We start from the raw sequence: 19,705 nt of genomic DNA on the forward strand, positions 1-19,705 counted from the left end.
GTGCCGTGTGACGTAATCCGGTCACGGACTCGACGACGTACCACCAAGCGGGACCCGCATGAGGCAACCGGCCATACAGGAGGTTCGAATGTCGTATTTCGCTTTTGCCAACCTGAACGAGCGCGATCTTCACGCCATCAAGGAACTTGAGACCAGGCTCGGCCGTCCCCTGGTCGCCCTGAAGGAGGTCGAGATGGCACCGGCACAACTGGATGAAGGTGCTCTCTCCCAGGTCAAGGCCCTCGAAAGCAAACTCGGCGTTGCCCTCGTCGCGGTCAACTGATCTGAGAGACCGGCAGGCCATCGTCGCCTTCCCCTTGTGCCCGGCCGTGCCTCGGATATGATCGGGGCCGGCCAGGCAAAGGGAGATTACCTGTCATGTTCCTGAACGAATTGTCCGACCCTCAAAAGAAGATGTTCATGGCACTGGCCAAGCGCATGGTGCTGGCGGACTGGCGTCTGGAGGACCATGAAAAGGCCGCGATCGAACGGGTCGAGGCGGAACTGGGGCAGTCCCTGGATGTCGACCCGAAGGATCTGATGACCAACGACAACCTGACCGTCCTAGACACGCCGCGCGCGAAGCGGATCGTTCTCTACGAACTGCTCGTTCTCGCCCAGGCGGACCTCAAGATCGATGCTTCCGAACGCCACGTCTTCGATGATCTGGGGGACGAACTGAAGATCAGCCAGGACATCATGGACCGCCTGGAGGCACTTTCAGCCGACGGCTATTCCCTGATGCTGGTCAACGCTGCCGACGAAAGTCATCGGGCCAGCGTCAACGAAGTCCTCGACGCCTGACCCGGCTCCCGGAAAAAATCCCTATTCCTGCGCGGCCGGTTCCACATGCACCCGCGTTTCCGCGACCCGGAAACGGCCCGCCACGAAGGCGGTATCCACAAGGGACGCATTGGCGGCCGGATTCGCCCCGCTGGCGTGGTAGTCGCTGAAAGCGGCTGTCTGATTGACGAAAACGCCGCCGGTCAGATTGACGCTCATCAGAACGCCCAATTCCTCACCCAGGCTTTCAGCGGCCTCCAGTACCGCCGGGCGATCCGTGTAAATGGCGGAGGTGATGGCCCCCTTCGTCGCAACGGTCGACCGCCACGCCTCAAGCGCCCCGTCGATCCCGTCGCAGGCGACAATGAAGGTGATCGGGCCGAAAAGCTCATTCTCGTACTTTTCCCGCTCCGCTGCGTCGACCTGCAGAATGAGCGGCGTATGGATCCGCGCCTCCGGGAAGTCCGGATGGTCGATCTTTCGGCTGTCCAGCAGCACCTTACCCATTCCCCGCGCCGTCTCGATCCGCTCGGCCGTTGCCTCGGCCTGGATGGCGCCCAGCACGTGCACCGCCTTGGCCGGATCGCTGTTGAACTTGTCGACCGCCCCGGCGATGGCCGCCGCCGCCTCGTCAAAGCTCATCGTCTGGCCGCCGACCTTGATCCCCTCCCGCGGGATGAAGATGTTCTGCGGCGTCGTGCACATCTGCCCCGAATAGAGTGACAGCGTGAAGGCCAGGTTACGGCACAGTCCCTTGAAGTTATCGAAATCATCGACGACGACCGCGTTCACACCGGCTTTTTCCGTATAGACCGCCGCCTGTCGGCAGTTTTCCTCCAGCCAGTCGCCGAATGCGTTCGAGCCTGTAAAATCGACGATCTTCACTTCCGGCCGCGTGCAGAGGTCCTGCCCGACCGGATTCGCCCGGGTATCGGTCAGCAGCAGCACCAGATTGGGATCGAACCCCGCCTCTGACAGAACGTCGCGCATAATCCGCGCCGAAATCGCCAGTGGCAGGACCGCCGTCGGGTGCGGCTTGATGATGACGGGGTTGCCGGTTGCCAGCGACGCCATGATCCCGGGATAGCCGTTCCAGGTCGGGAAGGTCGATACCCCGACCGTTACCGCGATGCCCTTGGGCATGATGCGGTACTTCTTGTCGAGCATGAGCGACGGGTTCTTGCCCTGCGGCTTTTCCCAGCGAACCGTTTCCGGCACCGCGGACTGAAGCTGATAGGCCGTTGCGACCGCTTCCAGCCCACGGTCCTGCGCGTGCGGACCGCCGGCCTGAAACGCCATCATGAAGGCCTGCCCGGTCGTATGCATCACGGCATGCGCCATCTCGAAGCTGCGCTTGTTGATCCGGTCCAGCATTTCGAGGCAGACGCCCGCGCGCACATCCGGCCCCGCATCGCGCCACGCCTTGATGCCCGCCCCGGCGGACCGAACCGCCAGATCCACGGGAAGGCGCGGATAGGACAGGTTCAACGGAATCCCGTAGGGCGACGCTTCATCCGAAGCAACCTCCCCTTCCGACGGATGCCCAGGAAGGTCGAACAGATTTCCCAGATATCCCTTGAACGCGGCTTCCCCGTCCGCGGCCGCAGTTTCCCCGTAGATGGAGCCACTCGCGCGTTCCGGATAGGGGGTCCAGTAATCCCGTTTGCGCATGGCGTCGAGGGCCAGGTTCAGCGTGTCGCGATGGGCGTCGAAGAAGCTGTTCGCCATGCGGATTTACTCCTGAAGAAGGGTTCTGGATTGCCGAAATCGGCAGTGCGATTTGATACCAAATTCCTTGCGCAGTGTCTAATCTTGTATCATTTTGGCGTTAATCAAATTTGCCGGAACGGGCTCAAGGGAGGCTGAAGAATGAGTTACGAGACCATTCTCTTCGACATCGAAGACGGGGTCGCGACGATCACCTTGAATCGTCCGGACAAGCTGAATTCCTTCAATGACCAGATGCACGCCGAGATCCGTGATGCCTTGACCAAGGCACAGTCCGACAAGGCGGTGCGATGCGTGATCCTCACCGGTGCCGGCCGCGGGTTCTGTGCCGGACAGGACCTTTCCGACCGGCAGATGGGGAACGATGACGGCGCCAAAATCGATCTCGGCGACACGATCGAGCGCCTCTACAATCCGCTGGTCCGAACCATTGCCGGTCTCGAAATGCCGGTCATCTGTGCCGTGAACGGTATTGCCGCCGGCGCCGGGGCAAATGTCGCGCTGTCCTGCGATATCGTGCTGGCCGCCCGTTCCGCCGCATTCCTGGAACCTTTCTGCAAGCTGGGTCTCGTGCCGGATGCCGGGGGCACATGGTCCCTTACCCATCGGGTTGGCATGGCCCGCGCCAAGGGCATGGCACTGCTGGGCGAAAAGCTGCCTGCCGAGAAGGCTGAGCAATGGGGCCTGATCTGGAAATGCGTGGACGATGACGCGCTGATGACCGAGGCGAAGTCGATTGCGGCGCAATTGGCTGCGGGTCCAACCGTGGGTTACGGCTTCATCAAGCAGGCGATCCACGCCGCGGTCGACAATGATCTGGATTCTCAACTGGACCTGGAGCGGGACCTGCAGCGTCAGGCTGGGCGAACGGCCGATTACCGCGAAGGGGTTTCGGCCTTTCTGGAAAAGCGCCAGCCCGTCTTCCGCGGCGAGTGACCAGCGCCATGACCGGCGATCCAGACCCGCAGGAAGTGGCCGAAAAAGCAGCGGAGGCGATGCTGGCCGCGGATGCGGCAACCCGTGGTCTTGGCATGTCGGTCGACGCCATCGGCCCCGGCTATGCCAAACTGTCCATGACAGTTCGCGAGGATATGCTGAACGGGCACAAGACTTGTCACGGCGGGTTCCTGTTTTCCCTGGCTGACAGTGCTTTCGCCTTTGGCTGCAATGCCTATAACAAGGTAACCGTCGCCCAGGGCTGCGAAATCGATTATCTGCGCCCAGGGCGACTGAACGACAAGCTGACAGCGGAATGCCGCGAACAGGCCCTGGCGGGCCGCAGCGGCGTTTACGATGTCCGCATCACCAATCAGGACGGTGCCACGATCGCGCTGTTCCGGGGCAAATCCCGGCGCTTGAAGGGCGTGATCGTCCCGGGCCTGACACCCGACGCAGAGGATTGATCTATGACCGACGCCTTCATTTGCGACGCCATCCGCACGCCCATCGGCCGCTATGGCGGGGCCCTGTCCCCGGTGCGGGCCGACGATCTGGGCGCACACCCGATCGCGGCGCTGATGGAAAGGAACCCGAAACTGGATGCAGCAGCCATCGACGATGTGATCTATGGCTGCGCCAATCAGGCGGGCGAGGACAACCGGAATGTCGCCCGCATGGCAGCCCTGCTGGCAGGCCTGCCGGACAGCGTGCCCGGGTCGACCATGAACCGGCTTTGCGGGTCGGGCATGGATGCGGTCGGAACCGCGGCGCGGGCCATCCGTGCCGGGGATGCCTCGCTGATGATCGCCGGCGGCGTGGAGAGCATGAGCCGCGCGCCCTTCGTGATGGGCAAGGCCGACACCGCTTTTTCCCGCAATGCCGAAATTCATGACACCACGATCGGCTGGCGCTTCGTCAACAAGCTGATGAAGGAGCGCTACGGCATCGATTCCATGCCGGAGACGGCAGAGAATGTCGCGGAGGACTTCCAGATTTCCCGCGCCGATCAGGATGCTTTCGCCGCCCGCTCCCAGCAACGCGCCGTCGCTGCCCAGGAAAACGGGCGCCTGGCCGTAGAAATCGCGCCTGTATCCATTCCTCAGCGCAAGGGCGATCCCATCGTGGTCGACCGCGACGAACACCCCCGGCCCGGCACCAGCGCCGAGAAACTGGCCAAGCTGCCGACGCCCTTCCGCAAGGATGGCAGTGTGACTGCCGGCAACGCGTCCGGAGTGAATGACGGCGCGGCGGCGCTGTTTGTCGCCTCGGAGGCAGCGGCCGCCGCCAACGGCCTGACGCCGCGCGCGCGTGTGCTGGGCATGGCCACCGCCGGTGTGGCGCCGCGCATCATGGGCTACGGTCCCGCCCCCGCCAGCGAGAAGCTGTTGGAGCGCCTAGGTCTGAAGATCGGCGACATCGACGTGATCGAACTGAACGAGGCCTTTGCCGCACAGGCCCTCGCGGTCACCCGGCGCCTGGGCCTGCCTGATGACGCCGAACACGTTAACCCGAATGGCGGCGCCATTGCCCTGGGCCACCCGCTCGGCATGTCCGGCGCGCGCCTGATCCTGACGGCGGTCGAGGAACTGCACCGCCGCGACGCGCGCTATGCCCTGTGCACCATGTGTATCGGAGTCGGACAGGGCATCGCGACGGTACTGGAAAAGGTGTAACGCATGAACGAACGGATTCCGGGCCTTCACCCGATCGAAACCGCAAGTATCGACGAGATCCGGTCCCTGCAGCTGGAGCGGCTGCGGGCGACCCTGAACCACGCCTATTCGAAGATCCGCCACTACAAGGAGAGCTTCGATGCGGCCGGCGTTCATCCGGACGACCTTCAGGATCTGTCCGATCTGTCAAAGTTCCCCTTCCTGGTGAAGGACGATCTGCGGGCCAATTATCCGTTCGGCATGTTCGCCCATCCGACCAGTGAACTGGCGCGGATTCATGCGTCTTCAGGCACGACCGGAAAGCCGACGGTCGTCGGCTATACCGCCAATGACGTCTCCATGTGGGCGGATGTCATGGCACGGTCGATGTACGCCGCCGGGGCCCGACCCGGAATGAAGGTCCACATTGCCTACGGCTACGGCCTGTTCACCGGCGGCCTGGGCGCGCATTACGGGGCCGAACGCCTGGGTGCGATGGTGATCCCGATGTCGGGTGGCCAAACCGAGAAGCAGGTTCAGCTGATCGCCGATTTCGAACCGGACGTCATCATGGTAACGCCGTCCTACATGCTGGCGCTGGCAGACGAGATGGACCGTCAGGGCCTGACGAAGGACAAGTGCAGCATCCGCTATGGGATCTTCGGGGCGGAACCCTGGACCAACGAGATGCGGACATCGATCGAGGCGCGAACCGGATTGTCCGCCGTCGACATCTACGGTCTGTCCGAGGTGATCGGCCCCGGCGTCGCCAATGAATGCGTCGAGACGAAGGACGGTCTGCATGTTTGGGAAGACCATTTCTATCCGGAAATTATCGATCCGGAGTCCGGCGAAGTGCTGCCCGATGGAGAGTTCGGCGAACTGGTCTTCACCAGCCTGACCAAGGAGGCGCTGCCGATCATCCGCTATCGCACGCGTGACCTGACACGGCTGATGCCAGGCACGGCCCGGTCGATGCGCCGCATGGAGAAGGTCACCGGCCGCAGCGACGACATGTTGATCATCCGCGGCGTCAATGTCTTCCCGACCCAGATCGAGGAACTGATCCTCAAGGATTCCCGGCTGGCGCCACATTACCAGTTGGAAATCGGCAAGGACGGTTCGATGGACACCCTGACGATCAATGTCGAAGGAAAACCCGGCAGCGACGCGGACAGCCGCGCCACGGCCGCCAGGGACCTCGCCCATCTGGTGAAGTCCTATATCGGCGTTTCGGCGGCCGTGAACGTGCTGGACGAAGGTGCGGTCGAGCGTTCCATCGGCAAGGCGAAACGGGTTGTCGATCTGCGGAAGGCCTGATCCAGCCCGATGTCCTCCGCCGCCTGTGCCTTTCTGCAACTGCTTTCGCCGGACAGACCGCGCGCGAAATCGCTGATCGTTACGGTTTATGGCGATTCCGTCCTGCCCTTTGGCGGCGGCTGCTGGCTGGGCGCGCTGATCGACCTCGTGGCGCCGCTGGGTTTGAACGAGCGCGTGACTCGTACGGCGGTGTTCCGGTTGGTCCAGGACGGTATTCTGGAAGCGGAGCGTGTCGGCCGACGCAGTCGATACACCCTGACCCGCATCGGCCGACGGCAGTTCGATTCCGCCCAGGCACGCATCTATGCCTCGGAACCGCCGCAGCGGGACGGCAAATGGACCCTGATCGCGATGCCCGACGCCTTGTCGGCAGCGGAGCGGGATGCTCTTTCCCGGGAACTGGGATGGCTGGGTTTCGCGCGTCTGGCGCCCGGACTGCTGGGGACGGCGCGGGGCGATGCGGCAGATCAGGTCAATACCGTGCTTTCAGAACTGGAGAGCACCGAGGATTGCGTCGTCTTTGCCGCCGAGTCCCGGTCCGATGGAGCGCTTCCCGGGCTGGCGGCAAAGGCCTGGCCTCTGGAGGAAATTGCGGCCGACTATTCCGAGTTCCTCAGCCTTTTCGAACGGCTGCGCAGCGATGCGCCTCATCTCGGGCCGGAAGATGCCTTCGTTGCGCGCACCCTGCTGATCCATGCCTATCGCCGGGCCCTGCTGCGCGATCCTGCGCTGCCGGACATGCTTCTGCCGGAACGATGGCCTGGTCATGCGGCACGGAGCCTCGCCCGCGATCTGTATCGCGCGCTCCAGCCCGCGTCCCAATCGCATCTGAAAAGGGTCCTGGCGGAAGAAGCCGCGAATGGACTTGCCATGCCGCGCTTCAAATAGGGCGACTTTCCCCTGCCCTGCCGGTCTCATCTTTGCACATTGAAACTGGCTGAATCGACCGGCATTGCCGCCCATCGGCATTTCGCACTAAGGTCCCGGTCCGAAAGGAACCGGTTCCATGAAAGTTGACCCGATTGCAGGGTATCTCGGCGCGGAAGTCACCGGTATCGACCTGTCGGCACCGATCGCCGGCAACGAGGCAAAGGCGCTGCGGGACTTGCTGGGCCGTCATCTGGTTCTGGTCCTGCCCGGACAGGCATTGGAAATGCCGGCCTTGAAACAGGCGACGCAAATCTTCGGTGAGGTTCTGAAGGTACCCTATGTCGAGGGATCGGCCCAGGATCCCGAGGTCATTGCGGTTCTGAAGGAGGCCGACGAATGCAACATCGAGGTTTTCGGCGGAGACTGGCATTCCGACTTCAGCTTCCTGGAAGCACCACCCGGCGGGTCGCTGCTGCAATCCGTCGAGGTACCGCCCTATGGCGGTGACACATTGTGGTCCAGTCAGGTGGCCGCCTATGAACGGTTGCCGGGTGACCTGAAGGCGATCGTCCAACATCGCAAGGCCGTCCATCTGGGCGCGCCTTACGGCAAGAAACACGCCCCGCCCAGCGACATAGCCGTTTCCAGAAGTATCCGGATGAGACGGGGTGACGAAAACGCGGACCGTCCCCGACTGCATCCCATCGTGCGGACCCACCCGGAAAGTGGACGCAAGGCACTGTTCGTGAACCCGACCTATACGGTGGCGGTCGAAGGTCTGCCCGAAGACGAAAGCCGGGACGTTCTGGCACGATTGCTGAAGCATTGCCTGCGACCCGACTTCACCATGCGGCACCGCTGGCGTCCGGGGGACCTGTGCATCTGGGACAACCGGATGACCCTGCATTACGCAATCAATGATTATGACGGCCATCGGCGCCTCATGTACCGAACGACCTTTGCAGGAGAGCGCCCGGAATGAGCGGCCCCGACCCATCCTATACCGACCCGCGCATGGCGCAGGTATACGATTCCCTGAACCCCTGGCGCGAGGATCAGGATTTCTATGCAGGTCTGATCGGAACCAAACCGTGTCGCGTGCTGGATGTCGGCTGCGGCACCGGAACGCTGGCCGTCGAACTGGCGCGGCGCGGGCATGAGGTCACGGGCGCCGACCCGGCGGCAGCCATGCTGGACATCGCGCGATCCAAGCCGTTCGGCGATCGGGTGACATGGGTTCAGGCTGAGGCACAGAACCTGGATCTGGAAGCACGGTTCGACTGGATCGTCCTGTCCGGCCACGCCTTTCAGGTCTTTCTGGATGAAGCGTCCATATTGAAAGTCCTTCGGACCTTTCGGCGACATCTGGCAACGGGCGGCGCTCTGGCCTTTGAAACCCGCAATCCGGCCTTCGAAAGCTGGCGCAGTTGGAATCCGGAAGAGAGTTTGGAGACAGTGGATGTGCCGAATGTCGGCCCGGTCACGGTTCACAACCGGGTCGTCAGCGGGTCGCGCAACCGCGTCACCTACGAAACCCATTTCGCATTTCCTGATGGCAGCCGGCATACGGGAATCGGAACCTTGAACTATGTCGAGGTGCCGGACCTCGTCCGGATGCTGGGGGATTGCGAATTTGCCGATCCGGAACTGTTTGGTTTCTGGGATCGCCGCCCCCTGGACGAAAACGAGCGCGAAATCATCGTCATCGCGCGTCCGGCGTAGTTGTCGCCTTCCGCGGATTCGGCTAGTCTCTCGCGCTATCGCGTTGCAATTCTTAAGGAAACAGCAGTCCCATGGCTGATCGCCGCGTCATGGTCCTGAATGGGCCGAACCTGAACATGTTAGGCAAGCGTGAACCGTCCATCTATGGCGCGACCACGCTGGCCGATGTCGAGGCGATGTGCGTAGACGCCGCGTCGACCCTGGGGCTGGCTGCGGATTGCCGGCAATCGAACCATGAAGGCAATCTGATCGACTGGTGTCACGAAGCGCGGGAAGGCCATGCCGGTATCATCATAAACGCCGGCGGGCTCACCCATACATCCGTTGCGCTGCGCGATGCGCTGTCAGCGGCGGAACTGCCGGTGGTGGAGGTGCATATCTCCAACATCCACGCGCGCGAAAGCTTTCGGCACACCAGCCTGATTGCGCCGATCGCCGTCGGCATGATCTGCGGGCTGGGGACGACCGGATACCGACTGGCGCTGGAGGCGATGGCCGAGATATTGAGCGGCGATCGTTAGGTCTGGCGTCTTTTCTGTCCGTGCGAACCCCTGTACAAGGGGGCCAACGGACATCACGAATAAGGGGTGGGTTGGCCTTATGGCGAAACTCGACGTCGATATCGAACTGATCGGCAAGCTGGCTGATCTCATGGAAGACAAGGGCCTGACCGAGCTGGTCGTCGAAGAGGACGAGAACAAGCTGCGTCTGCAACGCGGCGGCGGTGCGGTCTATGCAGCGGCGCCGGCCTATGCCCCGCCTGCGGGCGCGCCCCCGACAGCCGGCGATGCCCCGGCGGCCTCCGACGCGGCCAGCCATCCGGGCGCAGTCACCTCGCCCATGGTCGGCACCGTTTACATGGCACCGCAACCTGGCGCGGCCAACTTCATCTCGGTCGGCAGCCAGGTCACCGAAGGCCAGACACTGCTGATCATCGAGGCCATGAAGGTCATGAACCAGATTCCGGCGCCGAAAGCCGGCAAGGTCACGCAAATCCTTGTCGCCGACGGTCACCCCGTCGAATTCGGTGAACCGCTGGTCATCATCGAATGACACGCGAAAGCGGGATCTGACGGCCATGTTTGAAAAAGTCCTGATCGCCAACCGCGGCGAAATCGCCCTTCGCATTCACCGCGCGTGCAAGGAAATGGGCATCCAGACCGTCGCCATCCATTCGACGGCGGACGCCGATGCCATGCATGTTCGGCTGGCGGATGAGGCGATCTGCATCGGTCCGCCCGCCCCGAAGGACAGCTATCTGAATATTCCGGCGATCCTGACCGCGGCGACGCTGACCCGCGCGGACGCGATCCATCCCGGTGTCGGCTTTCTGTCGGAAAACGCCCGGTTCGCCGAAATGGTCGAGGATCACGGCATCACCTTCATCGGCCCGACGCCTGAACATATGCGCGTCATGGGCGACAAGGTGGCGGCCAAGGATGAGGCCAAGCGGCTGGGCATCCCCGTCGTTCCCGGGTCCGACGGCTCGGTCGACACCGAGGAAGAGGCCCTGAAGCTGGCCGAAGAGATCGGGTTCCCGCTGATCATCAAGGCGGCCGCCGGCGGCGGCGGGCGCGGCATGAAGGTTGCGTCCAAGATGGCCGATGTCGCTCAGGCCTGGGCCATTTGTCGAACCGAGGCCAAAGCGGCCTTTGGCGACGACACGGTCTATATGGAGCGATATCTCAGCCGCCCCCGGCATATTGAGGTGCAGGTGCTTGGTGACGGCCAGGGCAATTGCGTGAACCTGGGCGAACGCGACTGTTCGATCCAGCGCCGGCACCAGAAAGTGATCGAGGAAGCCCCTTCCCCGGCGCTCAACGCATCCCAGCGCAAGAGCATCGGCGACACGGTCAACAAGGCCATCGGAGAGATGGGCTATCGCGGTGCGGGCACGATCGAGTTCCTCTACGAGGACGGCGAGTTCTTCTTCATCGAGATGAATACCCGACTGCAGGTCGAACACCCGATTTCGGAAATGGTCTGCGGCATCGACCTCGTGCGGGAGCAGATCAAGGTCGCTGCCGGAATGCCGCTGGCGTTCAAGCAGAGCGATATCGAGATCGCCGGACATGCCATCGAATGCCGCGTGACGGCGGAGCACCCGGAAACCTTCATGCCGACCCCGGGCCGGATCACCGACTATCACGCGCCGGGTGGCCTGGGTGTCCGCGTGGACAGCCAGCTTTACTCCGGTTACCGCGTGCCGCCGTATTACGACAGCCTTGTATCGAAGCTTGTCGTGCACGGCGCCAACCGCAACGAATGCCTGATGCGTCTACGTCGTGCCCTGGACGAATATGTCATCGGCGGCATACAGACCACGATACCGCTGCATCAGAAAATCATTGCGGAGCGACCGTTTATCGACGGAAACTATGACATCCACTGGCTGGAAAAGTGGATGGGCCTGAAATAGGCCGAGGGCAGAGCACCGTCATCGGCCGCAACGTGGAGACGCCCTTGTTGCCGAGGCATAATGGAACCGCTTGATCTCACGCCGGACATGCTGTTGCGGGCCTATGCGATCGGCGTTTTCCCGATGGCCGAGGACCGGGATGATCCGGACCTGTTCTGGATCGACCCCCGTATCCGGGGTGTGATCCCCCTCGATGGTTTCCATATCCCGCGGCGACTGCGCAAGACGATCCGCTCAAACCGGTTCCGGGTCACATTCGATCGTGATTTCGAGGGCATCATGGATGGCTGCGCGGAATCGACGGAACGTCGTCCGCGCACCTGGATCAACGACAAGATCCTGACGCTCTATACGGCGCTCCACCGCATGAACCACGCCCATTCGGTTGAAGTGTGGGACGGCGACCGCCTGGTCGGCGGCCTTTATGGCGTCACCTTGGGCAGCGCCTTTTTCGGGGAAAGCATGTTCTCGCGCGAGCGGGATGCGAGCAAGCTCGCCCTTGCCCATCTTGTTGCGCGCCTGACCTTTGCCGGTTTCCGCCTGCTGGACACACAATTTGTCACAAAGCATCTGCAGAAATTCGGCGCCAAAGAGGTCCCACGCAGCGAGTACCGTGCCCTGCTGGCCGACGCCCTGAACCACGAGGCCGATTTCTTCCACGGCTATGCGGACGGCGAAGCGCTCAAGTATCTGGACGGCCTGCCGTCTGAGACGTAGCCGCGTCATTCCGGCACCTCCTGAAGGGATATCAGCGGGCGCCTGGACCGGTGTCAGTCTCCGGAAAGCAGATCGTCGACCGTCAGTAACTCCGACGGCTCCGAACGGATGGTAATTTCCGGTCGTTTTTCAGGCAGGCGGTTCCGCACCAGATACTGTGTCACGCCGACGACAAAGCGGGGCTCACCGGCGCTGTCCAGCAAAGGAAGCCCGAGGCGCTCCCCGATGAAGACGCCGCCGTCCGGCGCCACAATTTTTCCGTGATTGTGGTAGCCCAGCCTTTCATCCAGAAGCTTCGACCAGCGCGCTGTCAGTTCCTGTGCCACGGGGCCCGGAAACAGGTCGTGCAGCTCTTTGCCACGCGGATAGAAGCCTAAGACCTCGATAATTCGTTCACCGGCAATCCGGTATACGAACCTGTCTTCCCCCACGCGTTCCACGAGCCAGATATGCGGCATAAACCCACCGCGGGCGAGGCCAATGGGATCCAACGCGGCTTTGGTAGGGATTCCGCCGGCGCCACAACGCCGCCAGAACTCCAGAAAGGACTGCAAGAGCCGCGCTGTGGGAGTGTTCCGAAACGGCATGCATCACCTGACTTTCAAGGTCAGCATGCACCCATGTGTCGTCGAGCGGAAGGGTTCTCTTCTACAGCATTGGACGCGCCACACCATCGCTTCTCTCGGAAAAGCGTCGTGCCCCTTTCTCGATGCCCCCTAGGCGACACATCGATCCGACGGGTATGATAACGGCTCCATCAACCGTTCTGGACCAGTGAGATCATGTTCATCTCTACCGGGTGTGAGATTGTCGTGGCCTGCACCCAACCGGCGCCTTTCATGGCAATGCTGCAGGTTCATCCGGACCGGGCGGACGCCCTGTGCCAACCGGACGATGTTACGGCCCAACCCGCGATACCGCTGGAACCTTTTCTGGACCATTTCGGTAACCGGTGCGTTCGCGGCATCGCGCCCGTCGGCGATCTTCGACTGAGCGCCAACACGATCGTGAACGACCCGTTTGAGCCGGACCCTCTGGTCCCCGACGCCACGCAGCTTCCCGTCGAAAGCCTGCCTGTGAAAACACTTCGGTTCTTGCTCGGCAGCCGGTACTGCGAAGTGGATCGACTGATGGACCATGCATGGACCCTCTTCGGCGATACTGCGCCCGGCTGGCCAAGGGTCCAGGCCGTCTGCGACTGGGTCCACAACAACATTACCTTCGGGTATTCCCATTCCAGACCCAACATGTCGGCTGCGGAAGTGTTTGAGCGCCGCGCCGGTGTGTGTCGGGATTTTGCACATCTCGCGATCACCTTCTGTCGCGCCCTCAACATTCCCGCCCGCTACGGCACCGGCTATCTGGGGGACATCGATATTGAACCCGAGCCATTTCCAATGGACGTCTCGGCCTGGTTCGAAGTGTTTCTCGGCGGCGCCTGGTACACATTCGACGCCCGTTTCAATGTCCGGCGGCGCGGGCGCATTCTGATGGCACGGGGACGCGACGCTGCCGACTGCGCCATGCTGACCACCTTTGGGCCGCACAAGCTCGTCGAATGGCATGTATGGACGGACGAGGCCCAACATACGCCGGAGACGCCATCCTCAGAAGACGGGGCGCGTCGGGCACTATACGGCCGCCGATAGGGCCGGACCATCGCTCTTTCGAGTGCAAAGCGACAACTTCGGACATATGCTGATTTTGTTGATCGACCGGCTTCACCGAAAGCGATGGTGTCCGGCGGGTGGCCGGTATCCGATCAGGCAGCAACCCCGGTGTTTCATCGGTTCATGGAGAACCAGAAATGCAACGATTTTCCTGTGACTGCGGCAATCGCCTGTTCTTCGAAAACACCGAGTGTCTGGCCTGCGAGCGGGAGGTGGGCTGGTGTCCGTATTGCCAGACAATGACGGCAATGGAGGAATTCGCCGACGGCATGCAGTGCGTGCGGTGCGAGCGTCCGGTCGCCAAATGTTCAAACCGGGTTGAGTTCGACGTCTGTAATCGAAACCTGCCCGTCGATCCCGAAACCGGCATGACGAGCGGGGGGTTATGCGATTGCTGCCGGTACAATGACACGATCCCCGATCTCTCCGTTCCGGGAAATCACGAACATTGGCTTCTGCTGGAGCAGGCGAAGCGACGCCTCATTCACGGCCTGGACGGGTTGGGTCTGCCGCATGGTGCGCGTGCCGACGGTTTTTCACCCGGACTTTCCTTTGACTTCAAGGGGGATAGTATCGCCCCGAAAAGTCTCTGGCGCACGGTTGGCAAGAATGAACGTGTTTTCACCGGTCACGCGGACGGGAAAATCACGATCAATATCCGTGAGGCGGACGCGGTTGAACGTGAAAAGATGCGTGTGGATCTGGGCGAGGCGCACCGGACCGTAATCGGCCATTTCCGGCATGAGATCGGCCACTACTATTGGGATCTTCTGATCGAGGGCGACCCGCCGGCGCTTGCCGCGTTCAAGGACCTGTTCGGCGATCCCGAGAACCCGACCTATGGGGAAGCCCTGGAACGGCACTACGCGGAAGGACCGCCGGCGGACTGGCAGGATTCCTTCATCAGCGCCTACGCGACCATGCATCCCTGGGAAGATTGGGCCGAGACTTTCGCCTTCTATCTCGACGTCGTCGACGTGATGGAGACCGCCAGCGCATCGGGACTGATGACCCTCGACGTGCCGGACAATGTCGACGATCTTCTCGACGCCTATGCAAGGCTGGGGATACTTCTGAATGAGTTGAACAGAGGCATGGGCCTGATCGATTTCGTACCGGAACTGGTTGTCCCGGACGTTGTCGAAAAAGTCCGGTTCGTTCGGGACACGATCACGAAAGCGGCAGCCAATGCTTCACAGGAGGCGGTGGCGGCCCAGGCAGCGGGGTAAGAGTAACGCCTGGTGCGCCAGTAACACCGGCCCTTCCCGCAAACGCAGAAAGCCCCGCCAGTGGGCGGGGCTTTCCGTAACGGGAACTCGTATCAGGGATCAGTGTACGCGGACGTATTCGTAATCCACCGGCTGGTTGTTGATGCCGCGGTCCGGCGGGGCAATCCACGCCGCCACCTTGCCCGGCTCCATGACCGGCTTCATCAGGCTCTTCACATAGGCCCGATCCTCTTCCGACGGCAGGAACTCGGTCTTGCGCTGTTCGAACTCTTCCGGCGAGATCTGCTTGCCGGTCGGGTCCATGGTCATGTTCGCCCACGGCCCGATGGAACGGCGGAACCGCTCGCTCGGCAGTGTAATCTCGAAGTCGAACCCAGCCTTCTTGATCAGGCGGTTCCAGCGGGTCAGACCGACCATGCAGTCCTTGATATAGGCCTGACGGACGACTTCGTTCATGGCGTTGCGCATCGGGATGCTTTCCGTCACCGCCCTGCCGTTTTCGTCCGGCACATCCAGATCGAAAGTCGTGTCGCGGCAGATGTGATCTTCGAACCGCGCCTCGTCGGGCCGTCCCTTGACACCGCTCGCGAAATAGCTCGCCGCATTGGACGACTTTTCGGAACCGAACAGGTCCAGGCATGACGAGAACCAGAAGTTCACGTAGCGCTGCAGGAGCTGCAGGTCGATCGCGCCGGCCTTGCGGATCACTTCCGGATCGTCGCTGCCGGTTTCCTTCATGACTTCCAGCGCCCGCTTGATGATGCGACCGATACCCGTCTCGCCGACGAACATGTGGTGGGCTTCCTCGGTCAGCATGAACTGACAGGTACGTGCCAGCGGATCGAAAGAGCTCTCGGCCAGGCATTTCAGCTGGAACTTGCCGTCCCGGTCGGTGAAATAGGTGAACATGAAGAAGCTCAGCCAATCGTCGATGGGCTCGTTGAACGTGCTGAGGATGCGCGGATTGTCGACATCGCCAGAATGACGCATCAGCAGTTCTTCTGCTTCTTCGCGGCCATCCCGGCCGAAATATGCGTGCAGCAGATACACCATGGCCCAGAGGTGACGCCCCTCCTCCACATTGACCTGGAACAGGTTGCGCAGGTCATAGAGGGACGGACAGGTCTGGCCCAGCAGGCGCTGCTGCTCGACCGACGCGGGTTCGGTATCGCCCTGGGTGGAAATCAGGTTACGCAGCACGGCGCGATGCTCTCCGGGAACTTCCTGCCAGACCGGCTTGCCGAACTCGTCACCGAAACCGATCGTCCGGTCCATCTCTCGATCTGCCAGGAAAATGCCCCAGCGATATTCCGGCATCTTCACGTGGCCGAAATGAGCCCAGCCCTTGGCATCGACGGACACGGCCGTGCGCAGGTAGACGTCGTGGCTCATGAAACCTTCAGGTCCCAGATCCTGCCACCAGTTCAGGAATTTCGGTTGCCAATGTTCCAGCGCGCGCTGCAGGCGCCGGTCATTGTTCAGGTCGACATTGTTGGGAATACGCTCTTGGTAATCGATAGCGGCCATCTCTCGGGCTCCCTCTTTCTTCGGTCTAGGCTCAGACGCGTTTCCAGTCGAAATCGGCCTTGGAGCCGGTTCCGAAGAGTTTCAGCGCACCCTTTTCGCCGACGGCGTTCGGGCGGATGAAGATCCAGTTCTGCCATGCAGACAACCGGCCGAAGACCTTTGTCAGCATGGTCTCTTGGCCACCGAAGCGCAGGTTCGCTTCCATGCCCGTAAGCGCGTCCGGGGACAGCGACGCACGTTCCTCAATGGCGATGCGCAACTCGTCGTCCCAGTCCAGGTCGTCCGGGGCAAAGGTGACAAGGCCGATTTCCTCGGCGACCGGGCCGACCAGCGGCTCGCCCTTGCGCTTCATCAGCTGCTCATGAATGTTTTCTTCCGCCAGGAAACGGGTTTGCAGCCGGGTCAGGCCATTGACTTCTTCCAGCGGGCCGAAGTTCATGTCGCCCAGAATGATCGCCGGCGCATTCTCTTCGTCATCCGGCAGGTCCAGCATGTAGGAACGATCCGCACAGAAGGCGAGTTCCAACAGGCTGCCCGCGAAGCAGCTGCCTTCGTCGATGATCGCAAACATGCTGCGGGACGTGACGTCCAGCCGCGCGAAGGTGCGGCGCATCATGCCCAGCACTTCGGTCACGAACCAGTTGTCCTTATTCTTCAGGACGGCAGCATCGGCTTCGAGCACGCGCGCGGCGTCACCCTGCGTCTTCAACTCCCAAAGACCGACTTCCTCATGATTTGTACGCAGCATCAGGATGGCGTCGTCCAGTTCCCGCGCCATGGCCAGCGGCCACCAGTCCATGCCCTGCTTCAGGATCGTATCGATGTCGGCGGGGACAGTTGTCGTCGGCGCCTTCACGGTGATTGTTACCTTGCGGCCATCCCCGTCCAGCGTCACATCGACATTCGGATAGCTGTAGCCGTCGTCACGGATTTCGCGCTTGACCGGCGTCATCTTCACGCCCTCGGCCGCGTCCGGGCGCTTGCTTTCCTTTGCAAGCTCGGCCGCGCGTTCACGGACCTTTTCCATGAAAACCTGCTTCGGCGCGATATGATCGACGAGGCGCCATTCCTTGGCGCGCTGACCGCGCACACCCTCAGTCGACGTACAGAAGACATCCGCCAGATCACGACGCATCTTGCGCTTGTCGGTCAGGCGCGTCAGACCGCCCGTGCCCGGCAGAACGCCCAGCAGAGGTACTTCCGGCAGGCTGACCGCGCTGGATCGATCATCGATCAGGAAGATTTCGTCGCATGCCAGGGCCATTTCGTACCCACCACCGGCAGTCACGCCATTGCAGCCGGCGATAAACTTCAGCCCCGAGTGCTTGGAGCTGTCTTCCATCGAATTCCGGGTCTCGTTCGTGAACTTACAGAAGTTCACCTTCCAGCCATGGGACGACGTACCCAGCATGTAAATGTTCGCGCCAGCACAGAACATGCGGTCCAGACCGGATGTCAGGATGACGGACTTCACAGACGGATGCTCGAAACGGATGCGCTGCAGGGCATCGTGCAGTTCCATATCGACGCCCAGGTCGTAGGAGTTCAGTTTCAGCTGATAACCCGGTCGGATCCCCCCGTCCTCATCGACGGTCAGGGTCAGGGTCGCGATCTCGCCGTCCACATCCAGAGACCAATGTCTGTAACTCTCCGGATCGCGGTCATAGGTGATGAGATTGTCGTAAGCCATGATGTTGTCCCTTCCCAATCGGCACACGACGCCCACAAGCAGGGATAACGCCGAGTACGTTCTGTTTCTGAACATGCACTATAATGCAATTCCAGAATTTGACAAGGAACTATAATGCCTGTTCTCGCCTTTACTCTTCACCACCTCTGGTGCCCTCGCCGAGGAACAGGGGTCTCATTCGCCTGGCTTCAGCTGCGCATTCCTGGATGAAGCGGCGGACCCGTTCGACCCGTTTCAACGACGGGTGGGTCAGCGCCCAGATATCGGCGTAGCGGTGCAGAGGCAGATCCGGAAAGCGCATGAGGCCGGGCTCCAAATCGCCGATAAAGCAAGGCAATCTCACCAATCCCATGCCCGCGCGCGCGGCACCGATCATCGCGGGCTTGTCGTTGAAACGCGCCGCAATGAACGCATTCGGAAACCTGTTGATGATTTCTTCGGGAGGGTGCGCCTGTCCGATGAAGCCGATCCATTCCAACGGTGCCAGCGGGCCGTCCCGCTGCACCAGAACGTGCGCCCTCTCATGATAGTCCGATGTGCAATATATTGCCGCCCTGACCTCGGTCAGTCGACGCCCCCACAGATCCTCCTCGGGCGCGTCGACCGCACGGATGGCGACATCGGCCTCTCTGCGATGCAGGTCCAACAGGCCGGTACCGGTCACGAAATCGAGTTCAATGTCGGGAAAGCGCGTCCTGAAGGAAGCAAACACCCGTGCGAAAGGGCCGACAAGCACCAGCAGAGGCGCCGTCACGACCAGTCTGCCGGAAAGATCACGGTCGCGGGTTTCCAGGGCCTGGTCCAACTCGCGCCGCGCATCTTCCATGGCCTCGGCGGTTGCGGCCACGCGCTGTCCCGCTTCCGTCGGCACAAGGCCGTCCGGCTGCCGCATGAAAAGCTGCACGCCGAGACCGTCTTCCAGCTTGGCCACCCGTCGTGAAATCGTGGCATGGTTCACGCCCAGCAAACGCGCAGCGGCGCTCAAGCCACCGGCACGCGACACCGCCAACACGATCCGCAGGTCATCCCAATCCGTCATGCTGTGCATTTTTGCACAACTGTGCGACAGATTTTGAGAATTTTCTCACGCCACGACCTGTCGCACCCTCACGGCACCCCAACAGATACCGGAGTGCAGACAATGACCGTATACGCCCTCGCCCATGTAACGCCGACCGACCCGGAAACCTTCAAGCGCTATCAGGAAGCCGCCGCAACCGCGCTTGCCAAACATGGCGGTTCGGTCGCCGTGAAGGCCCCCAACCCCCAACTGCTTGAAGGGTCTCTGCCGCAACCGGCCGCCATGGTCCTGCTGGCCTTTCCCGATGCCGAGGCGGTACGGGCCTGGCATGGCGATCCGGCGTTGAAGGAAATCCACGCCCTCAGAACCGGCGGCGCGGACACCACGATCTATCTGATGGACCCGGCCGGCGGATAGA

At 61.8% G+C, this 19,705-nt stretch carries 21 protein-coding genes; 16 read left to right on the top strand and 5 right to left on the bottom strand.

Annotated features, from left to right (window positions below):
- Positions 1 to 88 precede the first annotated feature (88 nt).
- Positions 89 to 283 carry a hypothetical protein gene (locus R8L07_21150; GenBank protein MDW3208052.1) on the top strand — a complete coding sequence of 65 codons (195 nt, stop codon included), beginning with the start codon at positions 89 to 91 and terminating at the stop codon, positions 281 to 283.
- A 95-nt stretch (positions 284 to 378) separates the two neighbouring features.
- Positions 379 to 804: a hypothetical protein gene (locus R8L07_21155; GenBank protein MDW3208053.1), complete on the top strand. Its 426-nt coding sequence runs from the start codon at positions 379 to 381 to the stop codon at positions 802 to 804.
- A gap of 21 nt (positions 805 to 825) precedes the next feature.
- Here the strand turns inward: R8L07_21155 and paaN are convergent, their stop codons facing one another.
- A complete protein-coding gene (gene paaN, locus R8L07_21160; protein ID MDW3208054.1) occupies positions 826 to 2,511 on the bottom strand; it encodes a phenylacetic acid degradation protein PaaN in 1,686 nt (561 codons plus the stop codon).
- Between the two features lie 141 nt (positions 2,512 to 2,652).
- Here paaN and paaG point away from each other — a divergent pair, with 141 nt between their 5' ends.
- The 11 genes from paaG (at position 2,653) to aat (ending at position 12,150) form a co-directional block, all read left to right on the top strand.
- Positions 2,653 to 3,447, top strand: coding sequence for a 2-(1,2-epoxy-1,2-dihydrophenyl)acetyl-CoA isomerase PaaG (gene paaG / locus R8L07_21165; protein MDW3208055.1), 795 nt, complete (start codon positions 2,653 to 2,655; stop codon positions 3,445 to 3,447).
- A gap of 8 nt (positions 3,448 to 3,455) precedes the next feature.
- On the top strand, positions 3,456 to 3,914 hold the full coding sequence (gene paaI, locus R8L07_21170) for a hydroxyphenylacetyl-CoA thioesterase PaaI (GenBank protein MDW3208056.1): 459 nt from the start codon (positions 3,456 to 3,458) through the stop codon (positions 3,912 to 3,914).
- Positions 3,915 to 3,917: 3 nt separating this feature from the next.
- Complete coding sequence (gene pcaF, locus R8L07_21175) at positions 3,918 to 5,123, top strand: 3-oxoadipyl-CoA thiolase (GenBank protein ID MDW3208057.1); 1,206 nt, start codon at positions 3,918 to 3,920, stop codon at positions 5,121 to 5,123.
- Positions 5,124 to 5,126: 3 nt separating this feature from the next.
- Complete coding sequence (paaK, locus tag R8L07_21180) at positions 5,127 to 6,422, top strand: phenylacetate--CoA ligase PaaK (GenBank protein ID MDW3208058.1); 1,296 nt, start codon at positions 5,127 to 5,129, stop codon at positions 6,420 to 6,422.
- Positions 6,423 to 6,431: 9 nt separating this feature from the next.
- The gene (paaX, locus tag R8L07_21185; GenBank protein MDW3208059.1) at positions 6,432 to 7,310 is read left to right on the top strand and encodes a phenylacetic acid degradation operon negative regulatory protein PaaX; all 879 of its coding nucleotides are present in this window, start codon (positions 6,432 to 6,434) and stop codon (positions 7,308 to 7,310) included.
- 118 nt (positions 7,311 to 7,428) lie between these two features.
- Positions 7,429 to 8,274, top strand: coding sequence for a TauD/TfdA family dioxygenase (locus R8L07_21190; GenBank protein MDW3208060.1), 846 nt, complete (start codon positions 7,429 to 7,431; stop codon positions 8,272 to 8,274).
- Entirely contained in the window at positions 8,271 to 9,014 is a 744-nt protein-coding gene (locus tag R8L07_21195) for a class I SAM-dependent methyltransferase (GenBank protein ID MDW3208061.1), read from the top strand. The genes R8L07_21190 and R8L07_21195 overlap by 4 nt, the downstream gene beginning before the upstream one ends.
- 71 nt (positions 9,015 to 9,085) lie before the next feature.
- Positions 9,086 to 9,535, top strand: coding sequence for a type II 3-dehydroquinate dehydratase (aroQ, locus tag R8L07_21200; protein MDW3208062.1), 450 nt, complete (start codon positions 9,086 to 9,088; stop codon positions 9,533 to 9,535).
- A 79-nt stretch (positions 9,536 to 9,614) separates the two neighbouring features.
- A complete protein-coding gene (accB, locus tag R8L07_21205; protein ID MDW3208063.1) occupies positions 9,615 to 10,067 on the top strand; it encodes an acetyl-CoA carboxylase biotin carboxyl carrier protein in 453 nt (150 codons plus the stop codon).
- A gap of 25 nt (positions 10,068 to 10,092) precedes the next feature.
- Positions 10,093 to 11,433 (top strand): acetyl-CoA carboxylase biotin carboxylase subunit, encoded by a 1,341-nt coding sequence (gene accC, locus R8L07_21210; GenBank protein ID MDW3208064.1) that lies wholly within the window; start codon positions 10,093 to 10,095, stop codon positions 11,431 to 11,433.
- Between the two features lie 60 nt (positions 11,434 to 11,493).
- Complete coding sequence (gene aat / locus R8L07_21215; GenBank protein MDW3208065.1) at positions 11,494 to 12,150, top strand: leucyl/phenylalanyl-tRNA--protein transferase; 657 nt, start codon at positions 11,494 to 11,496, stop codon at positions 12,148 to 12,150.
- Between the two features lie 53 nt (positions 12,151 to 12,203).
- Here aat and R8L07_21220 read toward each other — a convergent pair whose 3' ends face one another.
- A complete protein-coding gene (locus R8L07_21220) occupies positions 12,204 to 12,737 on the bottom strand; it encodes a PAS domain-containing protein (protein MDW3208066.1) in 534 nt (177 codons plus the stop codon).
- A gap of 195 nt (positions 12,738 to 12,932) precedes the next feature.
- Between R8L07_21220 and R8L07_21225 the strand changes: the two genes are divergently transcribed.
- Complete coding sequence (locus tag R8L07_21225; GenBank protein ID MDW3208067.1) at positions 12,933 to 13,799, top strand: transglutaminase family protein; 867 nt, start codon at positions 12,933 to 12,935, stop codon at positions 13,797 to 13,799.
- Between the two features lie 158 nt (positions 13,800 to 13,957).
- Positions 13,958 to 15,049: a putative zinc-binding metallopeptidase gene (locus R8L07_21230; GenBank protein MDW3208068.1), complete on the top strand. Its 1,092-nt coding sequence runs from the start codon at positions 13,958 to 13,960 to the stop codon at positions 15,047 to 15,049.
- 99 nt (positions 15,050 to 15,148) lie between these two features.
- Here the strand turns inward: R8L07_21230 and boxB are convergent, their stop codons facing one another.
- The 3 genes from boxB to R8L07_21245 form a co-directional block, all read right to left on the bottom strand.
- The gene (gene boxB, locus R8L07_21235; GenBank protein ID MDW3208069.1) at positions 15,149 to 16,576 is read right to left on the bottom strand and encodes a benzoyl-CoA 2,3-epoxidase subunit BoxB; all 1,428 of its coding nucleotides are present in this window, start codon (positions 16,574 to 16,576) and stop codon (positions 15,149 to 15,151) included.
- 31 nt (positions 16,577 to 16,607) lie between these two features.
- Positions 16,608 to 18,266, bottom strand: a complete 1,659-nt coding sequence (gene boxC, locus R8L07_21240; GenBank protein ID MDW3208070.1) for a 2,3-epoxybenzoyl-CoA dihydrolase — start codon at positions 18,264 to 18,266, stop codon at positions 16,608 to 16,610.
- 130 nt (positions 18,267 to 18,396) lie between these two features.
- Positions 18,397 to 19,305 (bottom strand): LysR family transcriptional regulator, encoded by a 909-nt coding sequence (locus R8L07_21245; protein MDW3208071.1) that lies wholly within the window; start codon positions 19,303 to 19,305, stop codon positions 18,397 to 18,399.
- Positions 19,306 to 19,407: 102 nt separating this feature from the next.
- Here R8L07_21245 and R8L07_21250 point away from each other — a divergent pair, with 102 nt between their 5' ends.
- The gene (locus R8L07_21250) at positions 19,408 to 19,704 is read left to right on the top strand and encodes a DUF1330 domain-containing protein (GenBank protein ID MDW3208072.1); all 297 of its coding nucleotides are present in this window, start codon (positions 19,408 to 19,410) and stop codon (positions 19,702 to 19,704) included.
- Position 19,705: the final 1 nt, after the last annotated feature.

Source organism: Alphaproteobacteria bacterium (assembly GCA_033344895.1).
Taxonomy (GTDB): Bacteria; Pseudomonadota; Alphaproteobacteria; order UBA8366; family Aestuariispiraceae; genus Pacificispira.